This window comes from Myxococcus guangdongensis, assembly GCF_024198255.1.
GTDB classification, from domain to species: domain Bacteria; phylum Myxococcota; class Myxococcia; order Myxococcales; family Myxococcaceae; genus Myxococcus; species Myxococcus guangdongensis.
In genome coordinates this window covers 717,900-743,956 of the sequence record NZ_JAJVKW010000002.1, presented here as the reverse complement: position 1 = coordinate 743,956, position 26,057 = coordinate 717,900, and the positions used below count along the sequence as shown (strand labels likewise).

General features: G+C 71.4%; 19 protein-coding genes. 13 read left to right on the top strand and 6 right to left on the bottom strand.

Annotated features, from left to right (window positions below; translation table 11 throughout):
* Window positions 1–35: 35 nt before the first annotated feature.
* The 4 genes from LXT21_RS07835 (at window position 36) to LXT21_RS07820 (ending at window position 4,150) form a co-directional block, all read left to right on the top strand.
* Window positions 36–194, top strand: a complete 159-nt coding sequence (locus LXT21_RS07835; protein ID WP_254037457.1) for a hypothetical protein — start codon at window positions 36–38, stop codon at window positions 192–194.
* A gap of 165 nt (window positions 195–359) precedes the next feature.
* A complete protein-coding gene (locus LXT21_RS07830; protein WP_254037456.1) occupies window positions 360–917 on the top strand; it encodes an RNA polymerase sigma factor in 558 nt (185 codons plus the stop codon).
* Window positions 914–2,350: a zf-HC2 domain-containing protein gene (locus LXT21_RS07825; RefSeq protein ID WP_254037455.1), complete on the top strand. Its 1,437-nt coding sequence runs from the start codon at window positions 914–916 to the stop codon at window positions 2,348–2,350. The genes LXT21_RS07830 and LXT21_RS07825 overlap by 4 nt, the downstream gene beginning before the upstream one ends.
* 153 nt (window positions 2,351–2,503) lie before the next feature.
* On the top strand, window positions 2,504–4,150 hold the full coding sequence (locus LXT21_RS07820; RefSeq protein WP_254037454.1) for an acyl-CoA synthetase: 1,647 nt from the start codon (window positions 2,504–2,506) through the stop codon (window positions 4,148–4,150).
* 1 nt (window position 4,151) lies between these two features.
* On the opposite strand, the gene LXT21_RS07815 is transcribed toward LXT21_RS07820, so the two are convergent.
* On the bottom strand, window positions 4,152–5,240 hold the full coding sequence (locus LXT21_RS07815; RefSeq protein WP_254037453.1) for a YcjF family protein: 1,089 nt from the start codon (window positions 5,238–5,240) through the stop codon (window positions 4,152–4,154).
* 314 nt (window positions 5,241–5,554) lie between these two features.
* Here LXT21_RS07815 and LXT21_RS07810 point away from each other — a divergent pair, with 314 nt between their 5' ends.
* The 3 genes from LXT21_RS07810 to LXT21_RS07800 are packed head-to-tail and all read left to right on the top strand — an operon-like array spanning window position 5,555 to window position 9,347.
* On the top strand, window positions 5,555–8,491 hold the full coding sequence (locus tag LXT21_RS07810; protein WP_254037452.1) for a cation-translocating P-type ATPase: 2,937 nt from the start codon (window positions 5,555–5,557) through the stop codon (window positions 8,489–8,491).
* Window positions 8,488–8,727 (top strand): hypothetical protein, encoded by a 240-nt coding sequence (locus LXT21_RS07805; protein WP_254037451.1) that lies wholly within the window; start codon window positions 8,488–8,490, stop codon window positions 8,725–8,727. Before LXT21_RS07810 ends, LXT21_RS07805 begins: the two co-directional genes overlap by 4 nt.
* Before the next feature lie 11 nt (window positions 8,728–8,738).
* Window positions 8,739–9,347, top strand: a complete 609-nt coding sequence (locus tag LXT21_RS07800; RefSeq protein ID WP_254037450.1) for an HMA2 domain-containing protein — start codon at window positions 8,739–8,741, stop codon at window positions 9,345–9,347.
* Here the strand turns inward: LXT21_RS07800 and gndA are convergent.
* Genes gndA through zwf form a run of 3 tightly spaced genes read right to left on the bottom strand, consistent with a single transcriptional unit; the run spans window position 9,344 to window position 13,011 of the window.
* Entirely contained in the window at window positions 9,344–10,780 is a 1,437-nt protein-coding gene (gndA, locus tag LXT21_RS07795; protein ID WP_254037449.1) for an NADP-dependent phosphogluconate dehydrogenase, read from the bottom strand. The genes LXT21_RS07800 and gndA overlap by 4 nt on opposite strands.
* Before the next feature lie 21 nt (window positions 10,781–10,801).
* Window positions 10,802–11,473 carry a 6-phosphogluconolactonase gene (gene pgl / locus LXT21_RS07790; RefSeq protein WP_254037448.1) on the bottom strand — a complete coding sequence of 224 codons (672 nt, stop codon included), beginning with the start codon at window positions 11,471–11,473 and terminating at the stop codon, window positions 10,802–10,804.
* On the bottom strand, window positions 11,470–13,011 hold the full coding sequence (gene zwf, locus LXT21_RS07785; protein WP_254037447.1) for a glucose-6-phosphate dehydrogenase: 1,542 nt from the start codon (window positions 13,009–13,011) through the stop codon (window positions 11,470–11,472). The genes pgl and zwf overlap by 4 nt, the downstream gene beginning before the upstream one ends.
* Window positions 13,012–13,534: 523 nt before the next feature.
* On the opposite strand from zwf, the gene LXT21_RS07780 reads away from it, so the two are divergent.
* The 3 genes from LXT21_RS07780 (at window position 13,535) to LXT21_RS07770 (ending at window position 19,044) form a co-directional block, all read left to right on the top strand.
* A complete protein-coding gene (locus LXT21_RS07780; RefSeq protein ID WP_254037446.1) occupies window positions 13,535–14,260 on the top strand; it encodes a lysophospholipid acyltransferase family protein in 726 nt (241 codons plus the stop codon).
* Window positions 14,261–14,267: 7 nt separating this feature from the next.
* Complete coding sequence (locus tag LXT21_RS07775; RefSeq protein ID WP_254037445.1) at window positions 14,268–16,151, top strand: hypothetical protein; 1,884 nt, start codon at window positions 14,268–14,270, stop codon at window positions 16,149–16,151.
* 130 nt (window positions 16,152–16,281) lie between these two features.
* Window positions 16,282–19,044: a PQQ-dependent sugar dehydrogenase gene (locus LXT21_RS07770; RefSeq protein WP_254037444.1), complete on the top strand. Its 2,763-nt coding sequence runs from the start codon at window positions 16,282–16,284 to the stop codon at window positions 19,042–19,044.
* Here LXT21_RS07770 and LXT21_RS07765 read toward each other — a convergent pair.
* A complete protein-coding gene (locus tag LXT21_RS07765) occupies window positions 19,035–19,673 on the bottom strand; it encodes a hypothetical protein (protein WP_254037443.1) in 639 nt (212 codons plus the stop codon). The genes LXT21_RS07770 and LXT21_RS07765 overlap by 10 nt on opposite strands.
* 47 nt (window positions 19,674–19,720) lie before the next feature.
* Here LXT21_RS07765 and LXT21_RS07760 point away from each other — a divergent pair, with 47 nt between their 5' ends.
* Complete coding sequence (locus LXT21_RS07760) at window positions 19,721–19,915, top strand: hypothetical protein (RefSeq protein WP_254037442.1); 195 nt, start codon at window positions 19,721–19,723, stop codon at window positions 19,913–19,915.
* On the opposite strand, the gene LXT21_RS07755 is transcribed toward LXT21_RS07760, so the two are convergent.
* The gene (locus LXT21_RS07755) at window positions 19,906–20,544 is read right to left on the bottom strand and encodes a hypothetical protein (protein ID WP_254037441.1); all 639 of its coding nucleotides are present in this window, start codon (window positions 20,542–20,544) and stop codon (window positions 19,906–19,908) included. The two genes, LXT21_RS07760 and LXT21_RS07755, sit on opposite strands and share 10 nt — an antisense overlap.
* A 236-nt stretch (window positions 20,545–20,780) precedes the next feature.
* On the opposite strand from LXT21_RS07755, the gene LXT21_RS07750 reads away from it, so the two are divergent.
* Both LXT21_RS07750 and LXT21_RS07745 read left to right on the top strand, forming a co-directional pair.
* A complete protein-coding gene (locus tag LXT21_RS07750; RefSeq protein ID WP_254037440.1) occupies window positions 20,781–22,025 on the top strand; it encodes an exonuclease SbcCD subunit D C-terminal domain-containing protein in 1,245 nt (414 codons plus the stop codon).
* The gene (locus tag LXT21_RS07745) at window positions 22,022–26,035 is read left to right on the top strand and encodes an AAA family ATPase (protein ID WP_254037439.1); all 4,014 of its coding nucleotides are present in this window, start codon (window positions 22,022–22,024) and stop codon (window positions 26,033–26,035) included. The genes LXT21_RS07750 and LXT21_RS07745 overlap by 4 nt, the downstream gene beginning before the upstream one ends.
* The last annotated feature ends 22 nt before the right edge of the window (window positions 26,036–26,057 follow it).

Here is a 26,057-nt window from a genome sequence, read left to right as displayed (position 1 = left end):
CCGTGCTGCTGTACCCCAGCATGAGGAGCGAACGAATGACGTCCGATTCCAAGCCCGTCGAGTCGAGTGCCGCGGACGCCCACGTGAAGAACAACTACGTGGACTGCGCCACCACGGTGGGGGTGCAGCGCGCCCGCAAGCCCCTGCCCATGCCGTCCAGCCCCGCCCTGGCCTCTGCCCCGCAGCAGCGCTAGGCGCGTCTCCTCTCCAGACCTACATCCGCTGGAGATCCATGCCCGGACAGGGAATTCATCCCTTCCGGGCATTGCCTTGTTGGTGCCCTTGCACTTTTTTCTCAAGGAACGGACGGCATCGCGTCTTTGACAGGGAAACCTGCCGCGCGAGGCATGTAGGACATCATGGCCAACCTCTTCAACCGGGAGCGGAGGCGCTTCGAGGCGTTCATCCGACAGCACCGGCCCAGCCTGCTGGGACTGGCGCGTCGTCTGTCCGCCCGCTCCAGCCTGGAAGCCGAGGACCTGGTGCAGGAGACCTTCGAGCGCGCGATGCAGGAGTTCGAGGCGTTGAAGGACCGGACGGACGCGGCGGCGGCGGCGTGGCTGTGTACGACGATGACCAACCGCTTCCTGGACTACTGCCGCAGACAGCGGACGGAGTCCCGGGGAATGCCCCACCTCGCGCTGGTCCAGGAGGGGGTGGCGCAGGCGGAGGCCCAGGAGAACTGGGAGCTGGTGAGCACCGAGGAGTTCCAGAAGGCGGTGGAGCGGCTCAAGCCGCACCTGCGTGATGCCTACCGGCTGCACGCGGAGGGCAAGCGCTACAACGCCATCGCCGAGCATTTCAACGTTCCCGTGGGCACGGTGGGCAGTTGGCTCACCCTGGCGCGCAGGGACCTGAAGGACTTGCTGCTGCCACAGGTAGCGGTGGCCCGGGAGCAGGGGGCAACGAGCTCATGACGACGCCATGCACCAACAACCGACTGCATCTCTTCGTGGACGGGGAGCTGTCCGCCACGGAAGCGGATGCCTTCCGCCAGCACCTGACGCGGTGCGCGGAGTGTGAGTCGGGATTGAGGGATTTGTTGCAGCTGGAGCTGTTGGCGGCCCGGGCGCTGGGGGGAAGCGCGCCGGTGACGCAGGGCACCGACGTGGTCGAACCGGTGGTGGGCGGCAACGTGGTGTCCCTGCGGGCGCGGCTGCAGAAGGGCCTGAAGCTGGCGATGCCGCTGGCGCTCGCGGCGGGGCTGGCGGCGGTGGTGGTGGTGCGCGGCCAGGCGGAGCCGGAGATTCCGGGCGAGGTGTGGCTGGCGAGCGCGGACACGCGCACGTTCGAGGCGCGGCTGTCCCATCCGAAGGCGGACCGCTTCCTGCCCTACAGCCCGATGCGCGGCACCAGCCACACGACGCAGATGCTGCCGCTCAGGCCGCTGGCGGAGCTGGCGGAGCGGCACGACTACCGGGGCATCGCGGCGGCGTACGCCCTGCGCGGCGACTGGCAGCAGGCCGAGGCGTTCCTGGGCCAGGAGCCGGAGTCCGCGGACAAGGCGAACGACCTGGCCGTGGTGGCGCTCAGCCGTCAGCGCTACGAGGAGGCGCTGGGGCTGCTCACGAGCGCGCTGAAGCTCAACCCGAACCACGCCCAGGCGCTGTGGAACCGCGCGCTGGTGCTGCGCGAGAGGGATTTGCTGGACCGCGCCGCCGCGTCGTTCGACACCGTGGCGTCGCTGAGCGAGGCGGGGTGGAGTGGCGAGGCGCGGCGCATGGCGGCGGAGCTTCGCACGCAGCTGGCGGAGGAGCGGGTGCGCTCGCGCCGTCAGGTGATGGACGTGTGGGCGACGCTCACGGGCGAGGCACCCTGGGACGCGAAGCAGCTCGCGCAGCGGCCCGCGGTGGCGCGCGCGGCGCTCTACGACGCGGTGCGCACGGTGCCGTCGAAGGAGCGCGTGGAGGCGCTGTTGCCGCTGGCCCGCGAGCTGGACGCGCTGGGTGGGGGCTCGGTGCTGCAGGACTACGTGCGGCAGGTGGCCGCGCGGGACTTCACGGCGCGCGCGCCGCTGGCCCAGGGGTACGCGGGGCTCTTGCGTGACAGCGACACGAAGAAGGACGCCACGGTGCTGCTGGACTCGCTGCGCCGCTCGGGGGAGCGGGACATCTACTTCGGCGCGCTGATGCACGCGGGCACCGCGGTGTCGGACGCCACGGCGATGAGCGCGCTGCGCGGCTTCGCCGAGGGGACGCCGGACCCGTGGCTGCACCTGCTGGCCGAGCGCGAGAGCATCCGCCGGGAGCTGGCCGCGGGCCGCACCGCCCAGGCGGAGAAGCAGTTGATGGACGCGATGCTGACGTGCAACGGGATGGGCAACATCGTCCCGTGCATGGAGCTCAACTGAGTCCACCGTCGATTCTCCTCGTCACACACCGGGGTCGGTCCTCTGAAGAAGGGCCGGCCCCTCTGCTTTTTCGCGGGGCGGGCGTGTTGTCCACCGTGCGATGCGGGGGCGCGTGGACGGACGGCGCGAGGAGGGCGTGGCAGGCTCGCCCGCATGGCCCAGTCCACCCCTCGCAACATGCGCGACTACGCGGCGACCCACCGGGACTTCCGGTGGGAGCGGCCCGAGCACTTCAACTTCGCCACGGACGTGGTGGACCGGCACGCCGCCGAGCGCGGGGAGTCGCTGGCGCTGCTCTGGTCGGATGAGACGGGGCGCGAGCAGCGCTTCACGTGGCAGGGCGTGAAGCAGCGCTCGCTGCACGCGGCGCAGTTCCTCACGGGGCTGGGGCTGAAGAAGGGTGACCGCGCCTTCATCATGATGCCCCGGGTGCCGGAGTGGTGGTTCCTGGTGCTGGGCTGCATCCGCGCGGGCATCGTCTTCATGCCGGGCACGCCCATGCTCACCGTCAAGGACATCCGCTACCGGCTGGTGGCGGCGGACGCGAACGCGGTCATCGCGGACGTCAGCTGCCTGGAGCGCTTCGAGGGGCTCGCGGGCACCGGCCGCGTGGAGACCTGGGTGGCGGTGGGGGAGGGCGCGCCCTCGCCGTGGGTCCGCTACGAGTCGGGCACGGTGGGCACGGGCGCGCACGGACAGGACTTCGCGCCCACGCGCGCGGAGGACCCGCTGCTCATCTACTTCACGTCCGGCACCACGGGCATGCCGAAGATGGTGCTGCACACGCAGGTCAGCTACGGCCTGGGCCACGTGATTACCGGGCGCTACTGGCTGGATTTGACGCCCGAAGACAGGCACCTGACGTTGAGCGACACGGGCTGGGCCAAGTGCGCGTGGGGCAAGCTCTTCGGGCCGTGGAGCCAGGGCGCGTGCAACGTCGTCTACGACTTCCGGGGGCGCTTCGAGCCGGAGAAGCTCTTGAAGGTGCTGGCGTCCCAGAAGGTGACGACCTTCTGCGCGCCGCCCACGGCGTGGCGGGCGATGGTGCTCAAGGCGTTGAAGGACTACGACTTGTCGAGCCTGCGCCACACGGTGAGCGCCGGCGAGCCGCTCAACCCGGAGGTCATCGACACGTGGAAGGCGGCCACGGGGCTGCACATCCGCGAGGGCTACGGCCAGACGGAGACGGTGGTGGTGGTGGGCATGTTCCCCTCGGTGGAGCCGCGCGTGGGCTCCATGGGCAAGCCGTCCCCGGGCTTCACGGTGGGCGTCATCGACGACGCGGGCCAGGAGGTGAAGGACGGGCAGGAGGGGGACATCGCGGTGCGGGTGGCGCCGGAGCGGCCGGTGGGGCTGTTCCAGGAGTACCTGGGGGACGCGGCGGCCAACGCGGCCTGCCGACGGGGCGACTGGTACGTCACCGGCGACAGGGCGGTGCGCGACGCGGAGGGCTACTTCTGGTTCGTGGGCCGCGCGGACGACGTCATCAAGACGTCCGGCTACCGCGTGGGGCCGTTCGAGGTGGAGTCCGCGCTGCTGGAGCACGCGGCGGTGGCGGAGTCCGCGGTGATTGGCGTGCCGGACGACAAGCTTGGCCAGCGGGTGAAGGCGTACGTGGTGCTGGCGCCGGGCTTCATCGCGTCGCACGAGCTGGCGAAGGAGCTCCAGGAGCACGTCAAGCGCACCACCGCGCCGTACAAGTATCCGCGCGAGGTGGAGTTCGTCCTCGAGCTGCCCAAGACGGTGAGCGGCAAGATTCGCCGCGCGGAGCTGCGCGCCACGCCGCCCAAGCCCGCGTGACTCAGGCCGTGGCGCGGCGCAGGGACAGCTCTTCCTTGAAGGCGCTGATGACGTCCTCCACGAGGGGAATCTCCCCGGAGCGCCGCTCCATCAGCTTGGAGAGCACGGCGATGTAGGCCTCGCCGAACAGGGTGGTGAGCGCGGTGGCGGTGGAGGCGGCGATGAGCGCGCCGACCAGGGTGCCCGCGCCGGGGATGACCTTGAGCAGGCCGGACACGATGGCCTGTCCGGAGAAGGTGGCGCCCAGCCCCGTGGCCACGGAGCTCACCAGCGTGGAGAGGAAGGCCTCGGTGAGCGGCAGGCCGAAGACACTGCTAATCCCCGCCAGCATTCCGACCTGCGTGGGGACGAGCAGGGCGGCGTCGGCGAAAGGGATGGGGGTGGCTCCGATGGCGGCCGCCGCGGCGGCCGCGCTGGCGACGATGCCGTGGGCCCGCTTGCGCTTCTGTTCGATGCTCACCCGCTGCGCGGCGGCGAAGGCGTTGCGCTGCGCCTCCGGCACCAGCTCCATGGTGAGCTCCACCAGCTCGACGAGCCCCTTGGCCTGGAGCGTGTTCCCCTCGTCGTCCGTCTCCTGGAGCGCGCGCACGCGCATGACGTTGCGAGCCATGGGCAGCAGCCGCTCCACCTCGGCGCGGAAGCCCTGGTCATTGCGCGCCTTGGTGACCACGACCACCACGGGCATGTGCCGCGCCAGCATGCGCGCGACCTCCAAATCACCATCCTCCACCCGCCGCGAGTCTTCTCCGACGCAGAGCCACGCGCAGTGCAGGTGCCGTGTCGCGTCCGCTTCCCGGCCCCGCGTGGCCACCAGGTCCTCGAGCAGCGTCAGCGTCTGCTTGTAGGCGCCCAGCTCCAGACCCCGGGTGTCGAGGATGCTCACGGGCACGTCGCTCTTCGTGTACTCGCGCGTCTCCTGCGTGACGGGGCGGCCCTGGCCGGTGTCCGCGATGCGCCCGTGGAAGACGGCGTTGATGAGCGTGCTCTTCCCCACGCCGCTGCGCCCGGCGATGACGATGTTGACCTGTCCGCGTCTGCGGAAGGCCTCGTCCACCTGTCTGCGTATCTCTTCGGTGAGCTGGAGCTCCATGACACACCTCGTGGGTCCTCCCGGGGGAGAGGACACTCCGTCCCGGCCGCGCGGAACGGGCTTCTGGGTAGAAGCCTAGCGGACCTGGGCCGGCGCGCCATGTGACACGATGGCGGCGCGGGTGCGCACGGGCGGGCGAGCGGGCCGGTGGATGCACCGACGCCCACTGTGCCTCGCGTCGTCAGCGGAACACTCCCCGCTGGCGCTGGGCGTGCGGGCCGAGCGTCTGTCCAGTGCTCCCCAGGGAAGCGAGCGTCCCGTCGGATGGCCGCGCCCGCCGTGCGCCCTCACCTTGGGCCCTCCGGGGGTCGCGGATGGTGGTGTTCCTCATCGATGGGAGGGCGGCGCCCGCAAGCGTGGCGCGGCATGCGGTGGCCTCGCGTCGGCTCCGGCTGGTGGTGCCGGGGCTCCTGGGCGACCGTCATCTGGGACGTCGATTGGAGCGCACGTTCCACACCTGGCCCGGCATCGAGGAGGTGAAGGCGGAGCATCGCAGCGGCCGCGTGCTGGTGCGCTACGGCCCCGACGCTCCGCTGCTCACGCGCTTGAAGGAGACGCCCGCGGACACCGGGCCCACCGTCGCGCGCGCGCCGCGTCCCGCGCCCGTCCCCGCGTCTCGTGACGAGGTGGCGTGGCACGCGCTGAGCGTGGACGAGGTGATGCATCGCAGCGGGACGGACGCGCACGGCTTGTCCGGAAGGGAGGCGGCGGCGCGCCTGCGGCGTCAGGGGGCGAACCTGGTGGCGGGGTTGCCGCCGCGCTCGCGGTGGTCGCTCCTGCGCGCGCAGGTGGCCACCGTGCCCATGGGGCTGTTGATGGGCTCGGCGGCGGCGTCGGCGCTCGCGGGGGACGTGCTGGAGTCGACGGCCATCCTCGCGGTGGTGGGGCTCAACGCGGGCATCGGCTATCGCATCGAGCGGCGCAACGAGTCGCTCCTCGCCTCCTGGCAGAAGCTGGAGGCGGGGCAGGCGCAGGTGCTGCGCGACGGCGTCCTCCAGGCCGTGCCCGCGGCGGACCTGGTGGTGGGGGACGTGCTGCTCGTGCGCGCGGGGGACGTGCTCCCCGCGGACGCGCGCGTGCTGGAGGCACACCGGCTGAGCGTGGACGAGGCGCCCCTCACCGGCGAGAGCGAGCCGCAGGCCAAGGGCGCGGAGCCGGTGGCCGGGGACGCGCCGCTGGCCGAGCGTCACTGCATGCTCCACGCGGGCACGGTGGTGTCGTCGGGACATGGCCGCGCCGTCGTCGTGGCCACGGGGGGGAACATGGCGCTGGCGCGGGTGCGAAAGCTCGTGGAGGAGACGGCCTCTCCGCCCACGCCGCTGTCCCGCAAGCTGGAGCGATTGGACAAGCGCGTGGCGCTGTTCTCCGTGGGGGCCGCGGCGATGTCCGGCGTGGTGGGGCTCGCGCGGGGGCGTCCGATGGGGCAGGTGCTGCGGGGCGCGGTGGCGCTGGGCGTGGCGGCGCTCCCGGAGGGGCTGCCCATCGTCGCCACCGCGGCGCTGGTGCGCTCGATGCAACGCCTGCATGCGCGCGGCATGGTGGTGCGTCGCGTGTCCTCCGCCGAGGCGCTGGGCGGCGTCACCGTGATTTGCACGGACAAGACGGGGACGCTCACGCGCAACGACATGTGCCTGGAGGTCCTGGACGTGGGCACGGGCCCGGTGGACCTCGCCTCCCTGCGCGCGAAGCCGAAGGCGGTGCTGGAGGATGCGCCGACGCTGGCGCTCGCCGCGGCGCTGCTCAACAGCGACGTGGACGTGCACCGCAACGGGCACGAGGTCATCATCGCGGGCAGCTCCACCGAGCGGGCGCTGGTGTCCGCCGCGCACGCCGCGGGGCTGGATGGCGCGGCGCTGCGCAAGGCCTTCCCTCGACGTCGCCTGTTGGAGCGCACGAACGGCATCCACTATGTGGTGAGCCTCCACGACGCGCCGCGGGGCGGCGTGGCGTTCATCAAGGGCGCGCCGGAGCAGGTGGTGCGGCTGTGCTCGCGTGATGCGAACGGCCCGCTGGGTCCGGAGGGTCACGAGCGTCTGCTCGAGCGCAACCGCGCGCTGGCCCGAGACGGACTGCGGGTGCTCGCGCTGGGCTGGCGACGCATGGACCCGAAGGACGCGGGGGCGCCGGAGGGCGACTACACCTTCGTGGGCTTGATGGGCCTGAGAGACCCGCTGCGCGAGGGGGCCGAGGAGACGCTGCGCCAGTCTCGCGTCGCGGGCATCCGCACCATCATCCTCACCGGCGACCAGCGACACACGGCCGAGGCGGTCGCCCGCGAGGTGGGCCTGCGAGGCGAGACGCTCACGGGCAAGGAGCTGACGGAGCGACTGGCCGAGGCCGAGGGCGGGGACTGGCTGGACCGGGTGGCGGTGCTCGCGCGGGTGGCGCCCGAGGACAAGATGGCGCTGGTGCGAGCCCTGCGCGCGCGTGGCGAGGTGGTGGCCATGGCGGGCGACGGCATCAACGACGCGCCAGCCCTGAAGGCCGCGGACGTGGGCGTGGCGGTGGGCGCGCGCTCCAGTGACATGGCCCGGCAGATGGCGGACATCGTCATGGCGGGCGAGGACTTGCGCGGCATCATCCACGCGGTGGGCGAGGGGCGCATCGTCCAGGACAACCTGCGCCGCGCCCTGCGCTTCCTCTTCGCCACCAACCTGTCGGAGATGGCGCTGGTGGTGGGCGCCTCGCTGGTGGGGGGCAGGGATCCGCTCACACCCATGCAGTTGCTCTGGCTCAACCTGCTGACGGACACCTTCCCCGGGCTGGCGCTGGCGCTGGAGCCTGGCGACGCGGACATCCTGGACCGACCTCCCGCGCCTCCCGACGCGCCGCTGCTGTCGCGCGGGATGTCGCGGCGGGTGGTGCGTGACGCGCTGCTGCTGGCGGGCCTGGGCGCCGCGGGCCTCGCGATGGGCGGACCGCCGCTGGCCTTCGGGATGCTCACGGCCGCGCAACTGGGTTACGCCTCGGTGTGCCGGGCGCCTCGCGTCGGAGCGCGGAGGCGCTCGCTGGACTCCGGGCGCTTCACGATGTGGGTGGGAGGCGCGATGGCCATGCAGGTGCTGGCGCTCACCGTGCCCCCGCTGCGCGCCGTGCTGGGGCTGCCCACGCCGTCATGGCTCACCCTCGGTGGGGTGTCGGTGGGGCTGGTGCTGCCCGGGGCGCTCCACCATCTCTCCCGCCGTCTCCCTCGGAGCGCGGCGCATCGTCGTCCCTTCCTCATCCCCGCTTTCGCGGAGGTTTCCCCATGACGTTCCATCTCCCGTCGTTCCTGTTGGGCTACACCGCTGGCGCGGGCTCGGTGATGTTGAGCAAGCACCTGCGCCCGCTGCTGGTGGAGCTGGCCACCGCCACCTACCGCTTCGGCGACATGGTGATGTCGAGGACCGCCATCAAGCAGGAGGACCTGGAGGACCTGCTGGCCGAGGCGAAGGCCCGGGCCCGACGGGCCGCGAACGGCCATTCCCAGGGACAGGCCGAGGCCTGAGGAGGCCACCCGTGTCACGCTTCATCTATGTGGTGCATGTCCTGCCCGGCCGCGTGCGGCTGAGGCTCCCGTGGCTGCGCGAGCATGGCGTGGTGGCCAACGAGCTCGCCGAGGGCCTCTTGCGCATCCGCGGCGTGGACGAGGTGGAGGTGCGCCCCTTCACCGGCAGCGTCCTGGTCCTCCACGACGCGGACGCGCTCGATTTGGAGGACGTGCTGGCGATGGTGCGGAGGCTCACCGACGTGGACCTCGTCGTGCGTCAGGGAGAGGAGCCGCCCGAGGAGGAGGTGCTGCTGGAGGCGTTGTCGATGGGCAGCGACGTGGCGCTCGCGACCAGCCGCTTCGTGAAGGGGCTGGACGTGGAGGTGCTCCGCGCCACGGGAGGCAAGGTGGACCTGGGCTCGCTCGCGTCGCTGGGCTTCGCGGTGGCGGGCGCGGCCAAGGTGATTGCGACGAAGAAGCTGCCCACGCCGGACTGGTTCAACCTGGCGTGGTGGGCCTTCGCCACCTTCTCCGGCGTGGAGCGCACCGCCATCGGCAACACGGCCTCGCCGGTGCGCACCGGGCCCCGGGAGTCACCGTCTGTCGACGATGACTCCCCGACGAGCGCGCCTTCCTAGCTGTTCCAGTCGCTGTGTACGAAGCCGGCGTCGGGCTTGTCCCGGCGCTGGTACGTGTGCGCGCCGAAGGCGTCGCGCTGGGCCTGGGTGAGGTTCTGCGGCAGCTCCGGGCTGCGGTAGCTGTCCAGGTACGCCAGCGAGGAACTGAACACGGGGATGGGGATGCCCACCTTCGTCGCCGTGCCCACCAGCTTGCGCCACGCGGGCGCCAGCTTCTCGAGCACCGGGGCGAACGCGTCCGACACCAGGAGGTTCGGCAGGTCCGGCTGCTTCGTGAAGGCCTCGCGCAGCGGGGTGAGCAGCTTCGCGCGGATGATGCAGCCGCCCCGCCAGATGCGCGCCATCTCCGACAGGGAGATGTTCCACGTGTACTCGTCGGACGCCGCCTGGATGAGCCGCAGGCCCTGCGCGTACGTCACCACCCGCGCCGCGTACAGCGCGTCATGTGCCCACGCCGCCAGCTCCGCCTTCTCCTCCGCGGACAGCGAGGCCGTGGGCCCCGGCAGCTTGTGGCTCGCCGCCACGCGCTGGTCCTTCATCGAGGACAGGTTGCGCGCGTCCAGCGCGGAGGCGATGGAGGGCACCGGCACGCCCAGGTCCAGCGCCACCTGCACCGTCCACTTGCCCGTGCCCTTCTGGCCGGCCTTGTCCAGCACCAGGTCCACCAGCGGCTTGCCCGTCTCCGCGTCCTTCTTGCGCAGCACCTTGATGCTGGTCTCCAGGAGGAAGGACTCGGCGATGCCCTGGTTCCACTTCGTGAACAGCTCCGCCACGCCCTCCGCCGACAGCCCCAGGCCCCGGCGCAGCACGTCGTACGTCTCCGCGAGCAGCTGCATGTCCGCGTACTCGATGCCGTTGTGCACCATCTTCACGAAGTGGCCCGCGCCATCCGGCCCCACGTGCGTGACACACAGGCCCTCGTCCGTGCGCGCGGCGATGGCCTCCAGCACCGGCTTCACCAGCGCATACGCCTCCGAGGGGCCGCCGGGCATGATGGACGGGCCGTGGCGCGCGCCCTCCTCGCCGCCGGACACGCCGACGCCCAGGAAGTGCAGGCCCTTGGCCTTGCACAGCTCCTCGCGCCGCCGCGTGTCCAGGAACCAGGAGTTGCCCGCGTCCAGGATGACGTCACCGGGCGACAGGAGCGGGAACAGCCGCTCCATCATCTGGTCCACCGCCGTGCCCGCCGTCACCATCAGCAGGATTCGCCGGGGGCGCTCCAGCCCCTTCACGAAGTCCTCCAGCGACGCGAAGCCCTTCAGCGACGGCTTGCCGTGCTGTTGGTTCATCTCGTCGATGCGCTCCGCATGCCGGTCCCACACCGCCACCCGGAAGCCATGGTCCGCGATGTTGAGGGCCAGGGCCGCGCCCATGACTCCCATGCCCGCCACGCCGAACTGCGCGCCCGTCTGGGCGCTCGCTGCCGCACTCATGATTCCTCCGACAAGGCCCGCTCACCGTCCCGCGGCGGCGGTGTCCAACATCCACTGCGCATTCGTCACCCGGGCCGCCGGAAGCGTCGCATCCCGCCCGAGCGCCCGCTGCACCGTCTGTCGCTTCCCCGCGCCTGCCACCAGCATCAGCACCGCGTTCGCCGACAACAGCGTCGGCATCGTGAGCGTCATCCGCCAGGGCGGCGGCTTGGGGCCCACCACGGACAGCACGCGCCGGCTCTTCTCCTCCAGCGCCGGGTGGCCGGGAAAGAGGCTGGCCGTATGCCCGTCCTCCCCCATGCCGAGCAGCACCACGTCCAGCACGTCGGGCAGCCGCGCCTCGTAGTCCCTCGCCGCGTCCTCGCGGTCCTCGCGCTCGCCCTCCATGCGGAACACCTGCGAGGGCGACAGCCGCAACGGCCCCACCAGCGCCTCCTCCACCAGGTGGTAGTTGCTGTCCGGGTGGTCCGGCGGCACGAAGCGCTCGTCCACGAAGTACAGGTCCACCCGCTCCCACGGCAGCGTCAGCCGCGACAGCTCGCGGTACGCCGGCCCCGGCGTGCTTCCGCCGGACAGGGCCAGGCTCGCCCGCCGCTTCATCGCCAGCGAGGTCTGCAGCGCGCGGCCCATCCACTCCGCGGCCTCGCGGGCCAGGGACTCGGGGGGCACCACGCGCGGAGGCAGCGCGCTCATAGCAGCGTCCACCTGCGGCCATCGCGGGCGAGCAGCGCGGAGGCGGCCTGCGGCCCGATGCTCCCGGTCGCGTAGGGGTGCAGCGTCCCGCCCTCGCCGGACTCGAGCGCCTGGAGGATGGGCGTCACGTACGCCCACGCCTGCTCCACGCTGTCCTGCCTGGCGAAGAGCGTGGCGTTGCCGCGCATGCAGTCGAGCAGCAGCCGCTCGTACGCCTCCGGCACCGGCTTGTTGAAGCTCTCCGCGTAGTTGAAGTCCATGGTGACGCCCGCGATGTTCACGTCCTCGCCGGGCACCTTGGACTCGAAGGAGAGCGCGATGCCCTCCTGGGGCTGGATGCGCAGCGTGAGCACGTTGGGCTGCAGGCGCTGGCAGGTGGCGCCCTCGCCGGAGAACAAGCCGATGGGCACCGAGCGGAAGTGGATGGACACCTCCGTCAGGCGCTTCTTCAGCCCCTTGCCGGCGCGCAGGTAGAAGGGCACGCCCTCCCATCGCCACGAGTCCACGCTCAGCTTCATGGCCACATAGGTGGGCGTGCGCGAGTCGGGCTTCACGCCCTTCTCACTCAGGTAGCCCTCGTACTGGCCTGCGACCACGGAGCGAGACACCTCCTTGCCCTCCACCGGCCGCAGCGCGCGGAACACCTTGTTCTTCTCGTCGCGGATGTCCTCCGCGGCGAAGGACACCGGCGGCTCCATGGCGCACAGCGCGAGCACCTGGAGCAGGTGGTTCTGCACCATGTCCCGGATGACGCCCGTCTCGTCGTAGAAGCCGCCGCGGCCCTCCACGCCAATCTGCTCGGCCGCCGTGATTTCCACGTGGTCGATGTGGTTGCGGTTCCACAGCGGCTCGAAGATGGCGTTGGCGAAGCGGAAGACCAGGATGTTCTGGACGGTCTCCTTGCCCAGGTAGTGGTCGATGCGGAAGATCTGCTTCTCGTCCAGCACCGCCGCCAGCTCGCGGTTGAGCTCGCGGGCGGTCTCCAAATCCCGGCCGAAGGGCTTCTCGATGATGAGCCTGTGCCAGGGCGTCTGGTGGGGACGCTCCTCGCGCTTGAGCAGGCCGGCCTCGGCGAGCCCGTGCAGAATCTGGGGGAAGGTGGAGGCGGGCGTGGCCAGGTAGTAGAGCTGGTTGCCCTGGGTGCCCTGCTGCTGGGACACCTGCTCCAGCTTCTCGCGCAGGCGGGTGAAGGCGGCCGGGTCGTCATAGGCGCCGGAGATGCCCTCCAGGCGCGGGGCGAACTTCTGCCACGTCGCCTCGTCGAGCGGCTGGGTGCGCGCGAACTTTTTCAGGCCCTCCTTCACGTGGAGACGGAAGGCGTCGTTGTCCAGGGTGGAGCGGCTGAAGGCGACGACGGAGAAGTGGTCCGGCAGGAGGTTGGCGCGCGCCAGCTCGAAGAGGGCGGGGAACAGCTTGCGCTGCGCCAGGTCCCCTGTCGCGCCGAACAGCACCACCGTGCAGGGGTCCGGTCTCGTTGCCCTGAGCAGCGGGTCTCCCTCTCGGGGATGCGTCTCGATGTGCAGGCCCTGCGCGTCCATTCCGCTGCCTCCTCGAAGTGACTGCCGTGGGCGGCCACCTTACGCCCCTCTCGTCGCCTCGCGGCAAGCCAGAGTGCGTGCAGTGACGTGCGCGTGACGTCTGGAGCGTTCGAAAGAGCGCCCCAGGAGCCTGCTCTAACAGTCGGAGGGCCAGGTCGCCACGCCCGACAGCGTCGGAGAAACCGCGTCGCATCCTGGGAGGCGTCGGGACGCGCACGCAGCCCGTCGAGGACCCGCCGGAGGAGGCCCGAGCGAAGGGGCCCGGCCGCGCCGCCTACACCTTCCGCGGCCCCGGGGCTGAAGGGCGTCTGCGCCCGGTGCGAACGCGAGCGCGGCGTGCCCGAGGTCCGGGTGCTGCGCGGGGCTCATTCGGGATATCGTCGGCCCCAGCCGGCTGTCTGCCCGCTTGTCGGAGGGCCGTCCACGTGCGCTGGAGGTCCCTGCTGTATGTGCCAGCCGGGTCGCGCTATGTCGGTGAGCCGATGCGCCCCCGTCCCGAGCACGCACCCATGAGCCCTCCGCGATGAAGTACGTCATCACCGTCTGGTTCTGGTTCGTCTTCCTGACCACCGCGCCCATCCTCTTCACGCTGGGCGCGCTGCTGCTCCTGTTCACCTATCCGGTCGACAAGGACCGCCGGATGCTCCACTGGCTGGTGTGTCACTGGTGCCACGGCCTGTGGCTGCACCTGTCGCCAGGGTGGCGCACGCGCTTCGAGGGCAAGGAGCTGCTCCCCTCCGGGCCCTGCGTCATCGTGGTCAATCACCAGTCCGCCATGGACATCCTGGCCGTGATGGGGCTGTACCACCCGTACAAGTTCGTGGCGAAGGCGTCGCTGTTCTCGCTGCCGCTGGTGGGCTGGATGATGACGCTGCTGGCCTACGTGCCCATCGTCCGGGGCTCGTCGCAGGCGATGCATCAGCTCTTGGACCCGTGTCGGCGTTGGCTGCGTCGAGGCATGCCCGTGCTCATCTTCCCCGAGGGCACCTACGCGAAGGGCGGTCAGCGTCTGCCGTTCAAGCGCGGCGCGTTCCAGCTCGCGGTGGAGGAGCACGTGCCCGTGGTGCCCATCGTCGTGGAGGGCACCACGCAGTTGCTCGACGGCGATGGCCCGTGGCTGAACGCCCGCGCCTCCATGCGCGTGCGCGTGCTGCCGCCGCTGTCGCCCGAGTCGCTGGGACAGGACCCCGTGGAGCTGGCGGAGCGGGTGCGCGGACTGTACGAGCGCACGCTGTCCGCCAACGGCTGAGCCACGCATGGGTTGGGTGCTCTGGGCGCTGGAGACGTTGTGGGCGATGGGGGCCGCGTGGGCCCTGTCCGCGGCGCTCCTGCGTGAGCGCTCCACGGTGGAGCGCTGGATGGCCGCGCTCCTCTTCGGCGCCGCGAGCGTGCTCACCTGCGTGCAGGGGTTGGGGCTGGTGGGGCAGCTCGGCCGACTCCAGCTGGCCGTCGTGGGATTCGCGCTCCATGGCGTGATGCTCGGCTGGAGCGTGCGTCGGGTGGGGTTCGCGGAGCTGCGCGCGCGGTGGGTGTCGGACGTGAAGGCGCCGGTGCGGCTGTGGCGAGACATCCGCGCGCGTCAGGAGCTGGCCGCGTGGGCGCTGTTGCCGGCGGCGTGCGCGCTCATCGTCTCGGGGTCCATCGCGTGGCACTTCCCCAATTGGGCCTGGGACGTCGTCTGGTACCACACGCCGAAGACGAGCTACGCGGTGCAGACGGGCCGCATCACCTGGGTGGACACGTCCGTCTGGTACGTCAACGGCTACCCCGAGCTCACCGAGCTGCTCTCCGTCTGGCACGTGCTGCTGCCCCACCACTCGCGGCTGGAGGACCTGACGCAGCTGCCCTTCGGCGTGCTGGGGGCGCTCACCGTGGCCGCGTTCTGTCGCCGCGCGAGCGCCAGCCCCGCGCTGTCCGCGTCGCTGGGCGCGATGTGGCTGGCCCTGCCCGCGGTGGCCCTCCAGCTCCACACCACGCACGCGGATGTCGTCGCGGGCGCGCTGTTCATCACCGCCTTCTACTTCCTCACCGAGCGCGACTGGAGTCCCACCGCGCGCACGCTGACGTTGCTGGCGCTGGGCCTGTATGCGGGCACCAAGGTGACGGGGCTCTTCCACCTCGCGCTCGTGTCGCCGCTGCTGCTCGTCCGGGGCGCGCTGGTGCTGCGCGCGGCGAAGGGGTCGCGGGGGCGGGTGCTGGGGCAGACGGGGCTCGCGCTGCTCCTGCTGGTGTGGCTGGGGTCGCCGACGTACGTGGAGAACCTGGTCCGCACGGGCAATCCGTTCTGGCCCGCGCGGATGCAGGTGCTGGGGCACGAGCTCCAGGGGCCCATCGGCGCGGATGAAATCGCGGGCCCTCCCGCCTTCTTCGGCGCGCCCGGCGCCTTCGAGCGCATGGTGAGCAGTTGGACCGCGCCGGAGGGCATGTACTGGCCGGACGTGCGCGAGCGCGCCTTCGGCTGGCTCTTCCCGTACCTCCTGCTGCCCGCGCTCCTCTGGGTGAGCGCCACCGCGGTGTTCAGTCGGGAGCGGCGGTCCCGGCTCGCGCTGCCATTGCTCGCGGGCATGTCCGTGTTGGTGCCCGCGGCATGGTGGGGGCGCTTCACGCTGGGGCTGCCCGCGGCGGGGCTCGTCGCCTTCGCGGTGCTGCACCGTCAGGTGGGGACGCGCTACCTCCAGGTCCTCCTGTCCGCGCTCGCGGCGTTCTTCTGTGTGGCGTCCTATGCGAAGGCCTCGGTGGGGTATCAGGTGCTGCCCACGATGGGGCGCCGCGCGGACCCGTCCCTGCGCGACGAGGACCGGGTGCGCGCGCGCATGGGCTGGCTGTGGACGCCGGAGGCGGTGCGCCTGCGTGAACGGGAGCTGCGACCCGGTGACGTGGTGGTGTACGACAGCGGCACGTCCTTCCTCGGCGAGTACTGGACCTGGGATTTGCGCAACCGCGTCGAGTACGTGAATCACGAGGGGAACGACGGCGTGTACCTCGACCAGCTGCGCGCGCTGTCCCCGCGTTGGGTGAGTGTGCGCAAGCACAGCCCCGCTGAGCGACTGCTGCTCTCCCGGGCCGGCGCCTTCGAGAGGCTGTTCGACTGTCCGTTGAGCTCGGCCGTCATGTATCGCGTCACCGGGAGCGACTGGTAGGTGGAGGGCGTCGCCCGGGGTTGGATTCCACAGCCTCGTTGAAAGGATTCGGTGAGGTTGCGGGCGTGGGGCGTCCTGCGTCTGGATGACCGAGCAGGCCATCGAGACGTGTGCGGTACCCTCTCGGCTCATGCGCCAACTCCTCCCCCTGCTCCTGCTGCTGGCGGCGCCCGTCTGGGCCGCGGTCCCCTCGGGCTTCGTCGAGACTGTCTACACCTCCAATGATTTGAATCAGGCGACGGGGATGGCGTGGGCGCCGGATGGCTCGGGCCGGCTGTTCATCACCATCAAGAACGGTCCCATCCGGGTCGTCTCACTGAAGGACGGCGTCCCGGAGACGCAAGCGGGGAACACCACGCTGGTGACGCGCCTGTTCGCGACGGAGCCCGCGGTCCACACCAACAGCGAGTGCGGCGTCATCGGCATCGCGTTCGACCCGAACTACGTGGCCAACCGCTACGTGTACGTCTTCGTCACCGTGTCCGCGACGGAGCAGCAAATCGTCCGCTACACCGACGTCAACGGCGTGGGCTCGGCGCGCACGGTGCTTGTCTCGCGGCTGCCCACGCGTGGAGAGAACCACGATGGTGGCGGCATCGGCTTCGGGCCGGACGGCAAGCTGTACTTCGCCATCGGAGACTTGGGCAATGGCACGGGCGTGGACGCGGACCTGACGTCGCTGGCGGCGAAGGTGAGCCGGGCGAACCGTGACGGCACGCCGGTCAACGACAACCCGTTCAACGACGGCGTCGGTCCCAACAACGAGTACATCTGGGCGCGCGGCTTCCGGAACCCCTTCACCCTCACGTTCCAGCCGAGCACGGGCCAGCTGTGGGTCAACGTGGTGGGCACCGGCTACGAGCAGACCTTCGTGGTGCCCCGGCGCGGGCACGCCGGCTACAACGACTACGAGAACAACCAGCCGACCGGAAACGACTACATCACCCCGGTCATCAAGTACCGCACCAACGGCCTCGACACGCGCACCCTCACGGCCACCGGGGCCGCGCGCGCGGGCGGCGTCGCCACCTTCACCACCACGGGCAACCACGGCTTCCGCAAGGGCGAGAAGCTCACGCTCGAGGGCGTGGGTGACGCCTCGTTCAACGGGGACTTCTACGTCGCGAGCGTCCCCAGCGCGACGACCGTCACCGTCACGCAGTCGGGCCTGTCGGATGCGACGAGTGGCGGAGGCACCGCGAAGACCCAGGAGCTGGGCGGCTGCATGAACGGCGGCGTGTTCTACGACGCCACGCTCTTCCCGCCGGAGTACCGCGGCAACTACTTCTTCGGCGACTACAACGACGCCACCTTCATGCGCGCCACGCTGGCCCCGGACAACACCGTGGCCACGGTGGACATCTGGGGAACCAGCTTCACGTCATACGTGGACACCTCGGTGGGGCCGGACGGCGCGCTGTACACCATCGGCGTCTCGGGAGGGCGTCTGCGCCGCATCGTCCCGACCACCACCGGTCAGCGTCTGGTGGTGACGAACCTGTACCCGCGCGTGATGGAGGGCGGAAAGGCCACCTTCACGGTGCGACTGGCGGAGGCGCCCACGACGTCGGTGGTGGTCGATGTGTTCCGCGCGCCGGGTGGCAGCACGGACCTGCGCGTGTCCGGCGCGTCGACGTTCACCTTCACGCCGCAGGACTGGAGCACGCCTCGCGTGGTGACGATTGACGCGCTGGAGGACGCGGACAACGTGGTGGACACCGCGACCTTCACCGTGGCGTCGAGCGGCCTGACGTCCGAGTCCGTGCTGGCGACCACCATCGAGGACAACTCCGCGCAGCTGGTGCTCTCCTCGAGCAACGTCGCGGTCCCCGAGGCCGGCACGGCCACGTTCGACGTGTCGCTGACGCGCCAGCCCGTGGGCACCGTCACCGTCACCGTGAGCCGCGCCTCGGGTGATGCGGACCTCACCGTGGAGTCGGGAGGCTCGCTCGTCTTCAACGCGAGCAACTGGAGCGCGCCCCAGACGGTGACGCTGCGGGCCGCCGCCGACGCGGACAACCAGGATGGCGTCGCGTTCTTCACGGTGGTCGGCGCAGGGTTGGACGCGCGCACCGTGACGGCGACGGAGGTGGACGACGAGGACCTGGCTCCCATCATCACCTCCACCGCGCCGACGCAGGCCGTGGTGGGCAATGTGTACCGCTACGACGTGGAGGCGAGGGCTCGGCCCGCGGCGACGTACTCGCTCACCACCGCGCCGACGGGCATGTCCATCGACGCGGCCACGGGCCTCATCACCTGGACGCCCACCACCGTGTCGACCCCGGGTGAGGCGGTCACCGTGCGCGTGGCCAACAACGTGGCGCCCGAGGCGACGCAGTCCTTCACCGTCACCGTGAAGCAGGATGACCCTCCGGTCGCCGTCCTCACGCGTCCCACGGCGGACGAGCGCGTGTCCGGCGCGGGCGCGGAGTTCTACGGCGACTGCCAGGACGACGTGGGCTGCACGCGCGCGGAGTTCTTCGTGGACGGCGTGCAGCGCTACGTCGATGAGCGCACGGACAACCACTTCCACTTCGGTGGTGAGCACAACCGCTGGGACACGACGGAGCTTTCGCCCGGTGGACACCGGGTGCGCTTCGCCGTGGTGGACACCTCCGGTCAGCGGCACCAGGTCGAGGTGAAGGTGTGCGTGGGCGAGGGCGACTGCACGCTGGTTCCGCAGCCGGACCCCGACGCGGGGACGGACGCGGGCGCACAGCCGGATGCGGGGCCGGTGCGGGACGGGGGCATGGGCTCCGATGGTGGGATGAGCCCGCCGGACCCGAAGGATGACAGTGGCTGCTCGTGTGGCAGCGCGCCGGTGGGCTCGCTGGCGTGGGCCGCGCTGACGGCGCTGGCGCTGATGCGCCGCAAGCGTCGTCAGGACTGAGCGCGTCGTCGCGAGTGCGGTGGGAGCGCTTGCCCGGTGGACAGATGCAGGGCGTCCGCCAGGGCGAGCGCGGGGGCGATGAGGGCCTCGAGCTTCTCAGGAGAGGTGGGCACGCCCTGCCTCTCCGCCTCCATCGTCCCCGCGAAGATGGACAGCCGCCAGTAGTACCGGTACGCGTGCATCAAGGGCTCGCGCAGGGACGGCGTCAGGAGCAGCTCCCGCGTCCTGGGGGAGAGGTTGTGCAGGTTCAGGAGGGTGTCCAGCTCCACGTCACCGACCTTCTCGCCCACCGGACTGAAGCGCATGCGGAACGTGTCGCGCAGACTCTTTGTCTCCAACAGGAGTTCAGGGGGTGCCGCGTCGCTCAGCTCCATTCGCAGCACCGTGATGGCGGGGTCGCCCTGGCTCAGGGTCGTCGCCTCGGTGCGCAGAGAGAATGGCCGTCCCCGGTAGAACCCCTGCACCTCCAGGGCTTCATCGGACTGGCTGGAGGTCCAGCCCTGGCGGGTCGCGAAGATGCGCCATGCCTGTCGTCGTCGGCGCTTGTACCAGGCTTCCAGGTAGTAGATGGCGCCGATGAGGAGCCCCGCCAGCGCGAGCGTGAGGTACGGGGATTGCGCGGAGGGCATGGCACGAAGCATCTCCGTTTGGCGCCGATGGAGCCAGTCTCTCCAACTTGGTGCCTCGGCCGGCCCCCGATGTGGGCGCACAGCCGGATGCGGGGACGACGCCCGACGCGGGCGCGGGCCCTGATGCCGGGACGGACCCCGAGGACCCCAGGGATGACAATGGCAGCGCGCCGGTGGGCTCGCTGGCGTGGGCCGCGCTGACGGCGCTGGCGCTGATGCGCCGCAGGCGTCGTCAGGACTGAGCGCGTCGTCGCGAGTGCGGTGGGAGCGCTTGCCCGGTGGACAGATGCAGGGCGTCCGCCAGGGCGAGCGCGGGGGCGATGAGGGCCTCGAGGTCCTCATGCGCGGTGGGCACGCCCTCCTTCGCCGCCTCCAGCATCCCCGCGATGATGGACACGCGCTGGTAGCTCTTGTGGGCGCGCAGCAGGGGCTCGCGCAGGGTCGGCGTCAGGAGCAGCTCCCGGGTCCTGGGGGAGAGGTTGCGCAGGCTCAGGGCCGAGTCCAGCGCCGCGTCGCCCACCTCCTCGTCCACCTTGCCGAACAGCTTGAGGAACTTGTCGCCGAAGGTCTCTGTCTCGAGGTGGAGCTCCTGGGGCAGGGCGTCGGTCAGCTCCAGGCGCAGCACGGTGACGAAGTGGGAGCCCTTGCCGGTGCCGTACTTCTCGGTGAGCAGCGAGAGCTGTCGCTCGCGATAGAGCCCCTGGACCTCCAGCACGTCACCCGACTGGCTGAAGGTCCATCCCTGGCGGGTGGCGAAGATGCGCCAGGCCTGCCGCTGCCGGCGTTTGTCCCGGGCCCCCAGGTAGATGATGGTGATGACGAAGAGCACCATCAGCGCGAGCGGGAGGTACCCGGTGAGCTCGGAGGACATGGCACGAAGCATCTCCGCCCGAAGCCTGGCGGGCCAGTCTCCCCAGCGGGTTCTTCCGCGACTTCGAGACTCGCGGGGCCGGGTGGCTCGGCAACCCCCTGGAATTGCAGCGGCCTGGGCACATGTCAGAGGGAGCGTGTAAGGGAGCAGGCGCCCGGCGCTTGGAGCGGACGGCTTCCCTGAAGGAGGCTGCCGGCCGGCCCGAGTGCCGTGGGGTGAGGGAGGGTGAACGCGGGATGCGCTTGCTGCACACGTCGGACTGGCACCTGGGGCACACGCTGTACGACGTCTCGCGCGAGGCGGAGCACGGCGCGTTCCTGGAGTGGCTGCTGGACACGCTGGAGGCCCAGGCGGTGGACGCGCTGCTGGTGGCCGGCGACATCTTCGACACCGCCAACCCCAGCGCCGAGGCCCAGGCCGCGTGGTACCAGTTCATCGCGAAGACGCGCCGGCGGTTGCCTCGGTTGGACGTGGTGGTCATCGGTGGCAATCACGACTCGGCGGCGCGGCTGGATGCGCCGGACCCGTTGTTCGCGGCGTTGGGCGTGAAGGTGGTGGGCGGATTGCCACGCGCGGGCGGCGTGCTGGATTTGGAGCGACTGCTGGTGCCGGTGCACGACGCGAAGGGGCACGTGGGCGCGTGGGTGGCGGCGGTGCCGTACCTGCGGCCCTCGGACCTCCCGCCTGTTCGCGAGGAGCTGGGGGACCGGCTCGTGGCGGGGGTGAGGGCGGTGTACGAGGAGGTGCTGGAGGCGGCGCGGCTCCGGCGTCGGCCGGGGCAGGGGTTGGTGGCGATGGGACACTGCTACATGACGGGCTCGGAGCTGTCGGAGCTCAGCGAGCGGAAGATTCTGGGCGGCAATCAGCACGCGCTGCCCGTGGAGCTGTTCCCCGAGGACGTCGCGTACGCGGCGCTGGGACACCTGCACAAGGCACAGCGCGTGGGTGGACGCGAGGGCGTGCGCTACAGCGGCTCTCCGTTGCCCTTGTCGCTGTCGGAGGCGAACTATCGCCACCAGGTGTTGGTGGTGGATTTGAAGGACGGGGTGCTGGAGGGCGTGGAGTCGGTGCCGGTGCCGCGTCGGGCGGAGATGGTGCGGGTGCCGGCCCGGGATGCGGCGACGCTCGAGGAGGTGGTGGGGTTGTTGGAGGCGCTTCCGGCGATGGAGGAGGGCGTGCCGGACTGGCGGCGTCCCTACCTGGAGGTGTGCGTCTCGTTGCCCCGGCCCGAGCCGGCGCTGCGCCTGAAGGTGGAGAAGGCGCTCGAGGGACGCGCGGCGCGGCTGGTGAAGCTGACGCCCGCGTACACGGGGACGGGCGGCGCGCTGGCGGAGGCGCGTCCGGGGTTGTCGCTCCGGGAGCGCACGCCGGAGGACGTGTTCCGGGCGCGGTATGCGCGTGACTACGAGGAGCCTCCGACGGATGGGTTGTTGGAGGCGTTCCACACGCTGCTGACGCAGGTGCAGGAGGACGCGTCATGAAGGTCCTCGGCATCCGGGGCAGCAACCTGACGAGCTTCTCGGGGAACTTCGAGCTGGAGCTGGACCGGCCTCCGCTCGACCGGCTGGGGCTGTTCGCCATCACGGGCGCGACGGGGGCGGGCAAGAGCACGCTCCTGGATGCGCTGTGTCTGGCGTTGTTCGACCGGACGCCGAGGTTGGGGGGACGGGGCGGTGTGCCGGTGGGGCGCGCGGACGAGGAGGAGGAGGCGCGGCTGTCCGCGTACGACGTGCGCGGCTTGTTGCGGCGGGGCGCGGCCGAGGGCTTCGCGGAGGTGGACTTCCAGGGGAAGGACGGCAAGCGCTACCGGGCGCGGTGGAACGTGTGGCGGGCGCGTGGGCGGGCGGAGGGGCGGTTCCGGCCGCAGGAGATGAGCCTGACGGAGGTGGCCTCGGGGCAGCAGTTCGGCCGCACCAAGGGCGAGGTGCTGGTCGCCATCCAGGAGCGGCTGGGGTTGTCGTTCGACCAGTTCCGTCGCTCGGCGCTGCTCGCGCAGGGAGAGTTCGCGGCCTTCTTGAAGGCGGACGCGAGCGAGCGCGCGGAGCTGCTGGAGCGGATGACGGGCACGGAGGTGTACAGCCGGCTGTCCATCCGCGCGCACGAGAAGAACAAGGCGGAGCAGGAGGCGCTGGCGAAGCGGGAGCAGGGGCTGGCGGCGATTGTGCTGATGGAGGCGCAGGAGCGCGGGGCGGCGGAGGAGCGGCTCGTCGACGAGGCGCGGGCGCGGGCGGAGGTGGAGACGAAGCTGCGGCAGGCGGAAGGCGCGGCGGCGTGGCACGCGGAGCGCTCCGCGTTGGTGCGGGCATTTCGCGAGGCGGAGGAGAGGGAGGTCCGGGCGGCGCAGGCGCTGGAGGCGGCGGCGCCTCGGGCGAGGAAGCTGGAGGAGGTGCGCGCGGCGGAGTCCTTCCGGGAGGTGGTGACGGCGGCGGAGGTCGCGGGGCGACGGTGGGAGGACGCGGAAGGGGCACGAAGATCGCGCGCGGAGGAGGTGGAGGCGACGAAGGCCCGGGCCTTCCAGTCGGTGGGGGTGTTGAAGGGGGCGGAGGAGGCGAGGGCGGCGGCTCGGACGGCGCAGGAGGAGGCGACTCCGGCGTTGGAGGAGGCGGCGGCGCTGGACGCGCGGTGCGAGGCGACGGCGCGCGACGCGGAGGATGCGAGGGCGAGGGCGAGGGCGTCGAAGGAGGAGGAGGCGAAGGCGCGGGAGGTGTTGGAGGCGGTTGGGGCGCGGGAGGAGGAGGCGCGGGCGAAGGGGGAGGCGGCGCGGGCGTGGTTGGTGGAGAAGGCCCACTGGGAAGCGCTGGCGAAGGAGTGGCCGCGCTGGCAGCGGGAGCTGGAGTGGTACGAGGTGGCGCTGGGGGAGGGGAGCGCGGCGCGGACGCAGGTGGAGACACAGCGCGCGGAGGTGGAGCGCCTGCGGGAGTCCACGCGGCTGAGGACGCGGGAGCGGGAGACGGCGGCGGAGGCCGAGGCGCGGGCGCAGGCGGCGGCGACGCACGCCGAGGCCGCGTTGGGAGAGGGCACGGCCGTGGAGCGGCGCGTGCTGCGCGAGTCGCTGCTGGCGAGGCGGGAGTCGCTGCGGGCGTTGGAGTCGGCGCGACAGGGTTTGTGCTCGGCGGAGTCGGAGGCGCGGCGGGCGGAGCAGGAGGCGGTGGCGGCGCGCGGTGAGGCGGAGAGCGCGTCGGTGGCGGTGCGTCAGGCGGCGGAGCGGCGGCTGGAGGGTGACGCGGCGTTGAAGGAGGCGCGCCGGTCGCTGTCGGTGGCGCAGGCGACGCAGGGCCACGCGGCGCAGCGGGCGCTCTTGCGTGAAGGCGAGGCGTGTCCGCTGTGTGGCGCGACGGAGCATCCGTATCGGCACGAGTTGCCGGCGCTCGACGGGCTGGTGGCGGAATCCGCCGCGCGGGTGGAGACGCTGGAGTCCGAGCGGGCCGAGTGCTCGCGAGCGGAAGTGGAGGCGAGCGCGAAGCAGGCCGCGGCGCGAGCGCGGATGTCCCAGTCCGAGTCACGGCGTGACAACGCGAAGGCGCAGTGCGTGGAGCACGGCGCGGCCTGGGGGCGCGGACGTGAGCAGTGGCAGCGCGTGGAAGGCGAGGCTGCCCGAAGCAGGCAGGCGCGTGACTCGCGCGATGCTGCATCGAGTGGAGCCGGGCACACCGAGGTCATCGCGTCCACCGTGCAGGCGAGTGATGCAGGGACGGTGAGCGGGAAGGCGTTGCGCCACGAGCGGGCTGCTCACGCAGGCGCTTCCTCCGTGCACTCCATTGCCGGAGCGCTTGGCTCGGAGGCGTCGGCCGAAGGCTCATGGGGCGTCGTGCCGTCGGAGACGGAAGTGCCTCCGGAGGCAGGTGCCTCGGTCGAGGCGGGGACCTGGCTGGAGTCCATGGTCGCGCGAGTCCAGGCGCGGCTTGCGGCGTTGAAGTCGGAAGAAGAGGCCGCCGAGGGGCTGGAGCGTGCGGCGCGAGAGGCGCGCGCGTCGCTCGAGACGCAGCGTTCTCGTCGCGAGGTCGCCGTCGATGCGCTTCGTCGCGCGGAGGAGGCCTTCACGCGAGCGGAGAGCGCGCTGCGCGAGGGATTGGCGCGAGTCGAGGCCGCCGATGCGGTGGTGCGTCAGGTGCTCGCGGACGTCGCGCCCATCTTCGCGGCGGACGCCGGATGGGAGGGGAAGCTGGAGGCCGCGCCCGCGGACTTCCGTCAGAAGTGCGGCAAGCGCGTCTCGATGTGGAAGGAGCGCGAGAAGCTGGTCGAGGATGCGAAGGCCCTCGAGAAGAAGGAGCAGGAACAGCGGGCGCGGGCGCAGGGACAGCTGGAGGTGAGCACCCGGCGGGCCGAGGACGACGCGGCCCAGGCGGCGCTCAAGGAGCAGGCGCGCGCGGACGCGACACGGGCCCGCGCCGTCTTGCTCGGAGGCCGTCCGACGCAGGAGGTCCGCGCGGAGTTGAAAGCGAAGCTGGACACCGCGCTGGCGGCGTACGAGCAGGCCCGGGTGGCGGCCGATGCCTCACGTCAGGCCGAGAGCGTCACCCTGGCGCGTCTGGAGGACGCCGTGAGGAGTCTCGCGAGCGCACTGGAGACGCGCGAGACCGCGCGGGTCGCGCTGGACCATCGACTGTCGGCACAGGGCCTCTCGTTGGACGTGGTGAAGGCGCTGCTCGCGCACGACGCGGCCTGGTGCGAGGCCGAGGCCCGGGCCCTGTCCGTGCTTCGCGAGGCACAGGCGCAGGCGCGCGCGGTGCGTGACGAGCGGCGGGAGCGTCACACGACCCACGAGCAGGGTGGACCCCCGAGCCTGTCCGAGGAGGAGGCTTCCGCGGCGCGGACCCAACTGCGCGACGACGTGGAGGTCCGCCGTCGAGCGGAGGCGATGTTGCGTGCCAGGCTGGAGTCGGACGACGCGGCGCGGGCGCGTCACGGCAGCGAGGCGCAAGCGCTGGCGGAGCTGCGGCGCGCGGGTGAGGTGTGGAAGGTGTTGGGAGACCTCATCGGCTCGCACGACGGCAAGCGCTTCAAGGTCTTCGCGCAGAGCCTGACGCTGGACGCGCTGTTGCTCCACGCCAACGCGCATCTCCAGGAGCTGGCGCGGCGGTATCGCCTGATGCGGGTGCCGGGTCACGACCTGGACCTGCAGGTGGTGGACGGGGACATGGGCGACGAGGTGCGCGGCGTGGCGAGCCTGTCCGGAGGCGAGAGCTTCCTCGTGTCCCTGGCGCTCGCGTTGGGGCTGGCCTCCCTGTCGTCGGAGACGACGCAGGTGGAGACGCTCTTCATCGACGAGGGCTTCGGGACATTGGACCCGGAGACGCTGGAGGTGGCGCTGGCGACGCTGGACGCGTTGCAGGCGACGGGCCGACAGGTGGGCATCATCTCCCACGTCTCGGGGCTGGCCGAGCGCATCGGCGTCCAGGTGCGCGTGGTGAAGCAGGGCGGTGGTCGCAGCCGACTGGTGGTGGAGGGAGACCTGGGGATTCCGTTCGCCGAGGTGCGCCGACTCGCGTGAGGCCAGGTGTCAGGCTGTTTCC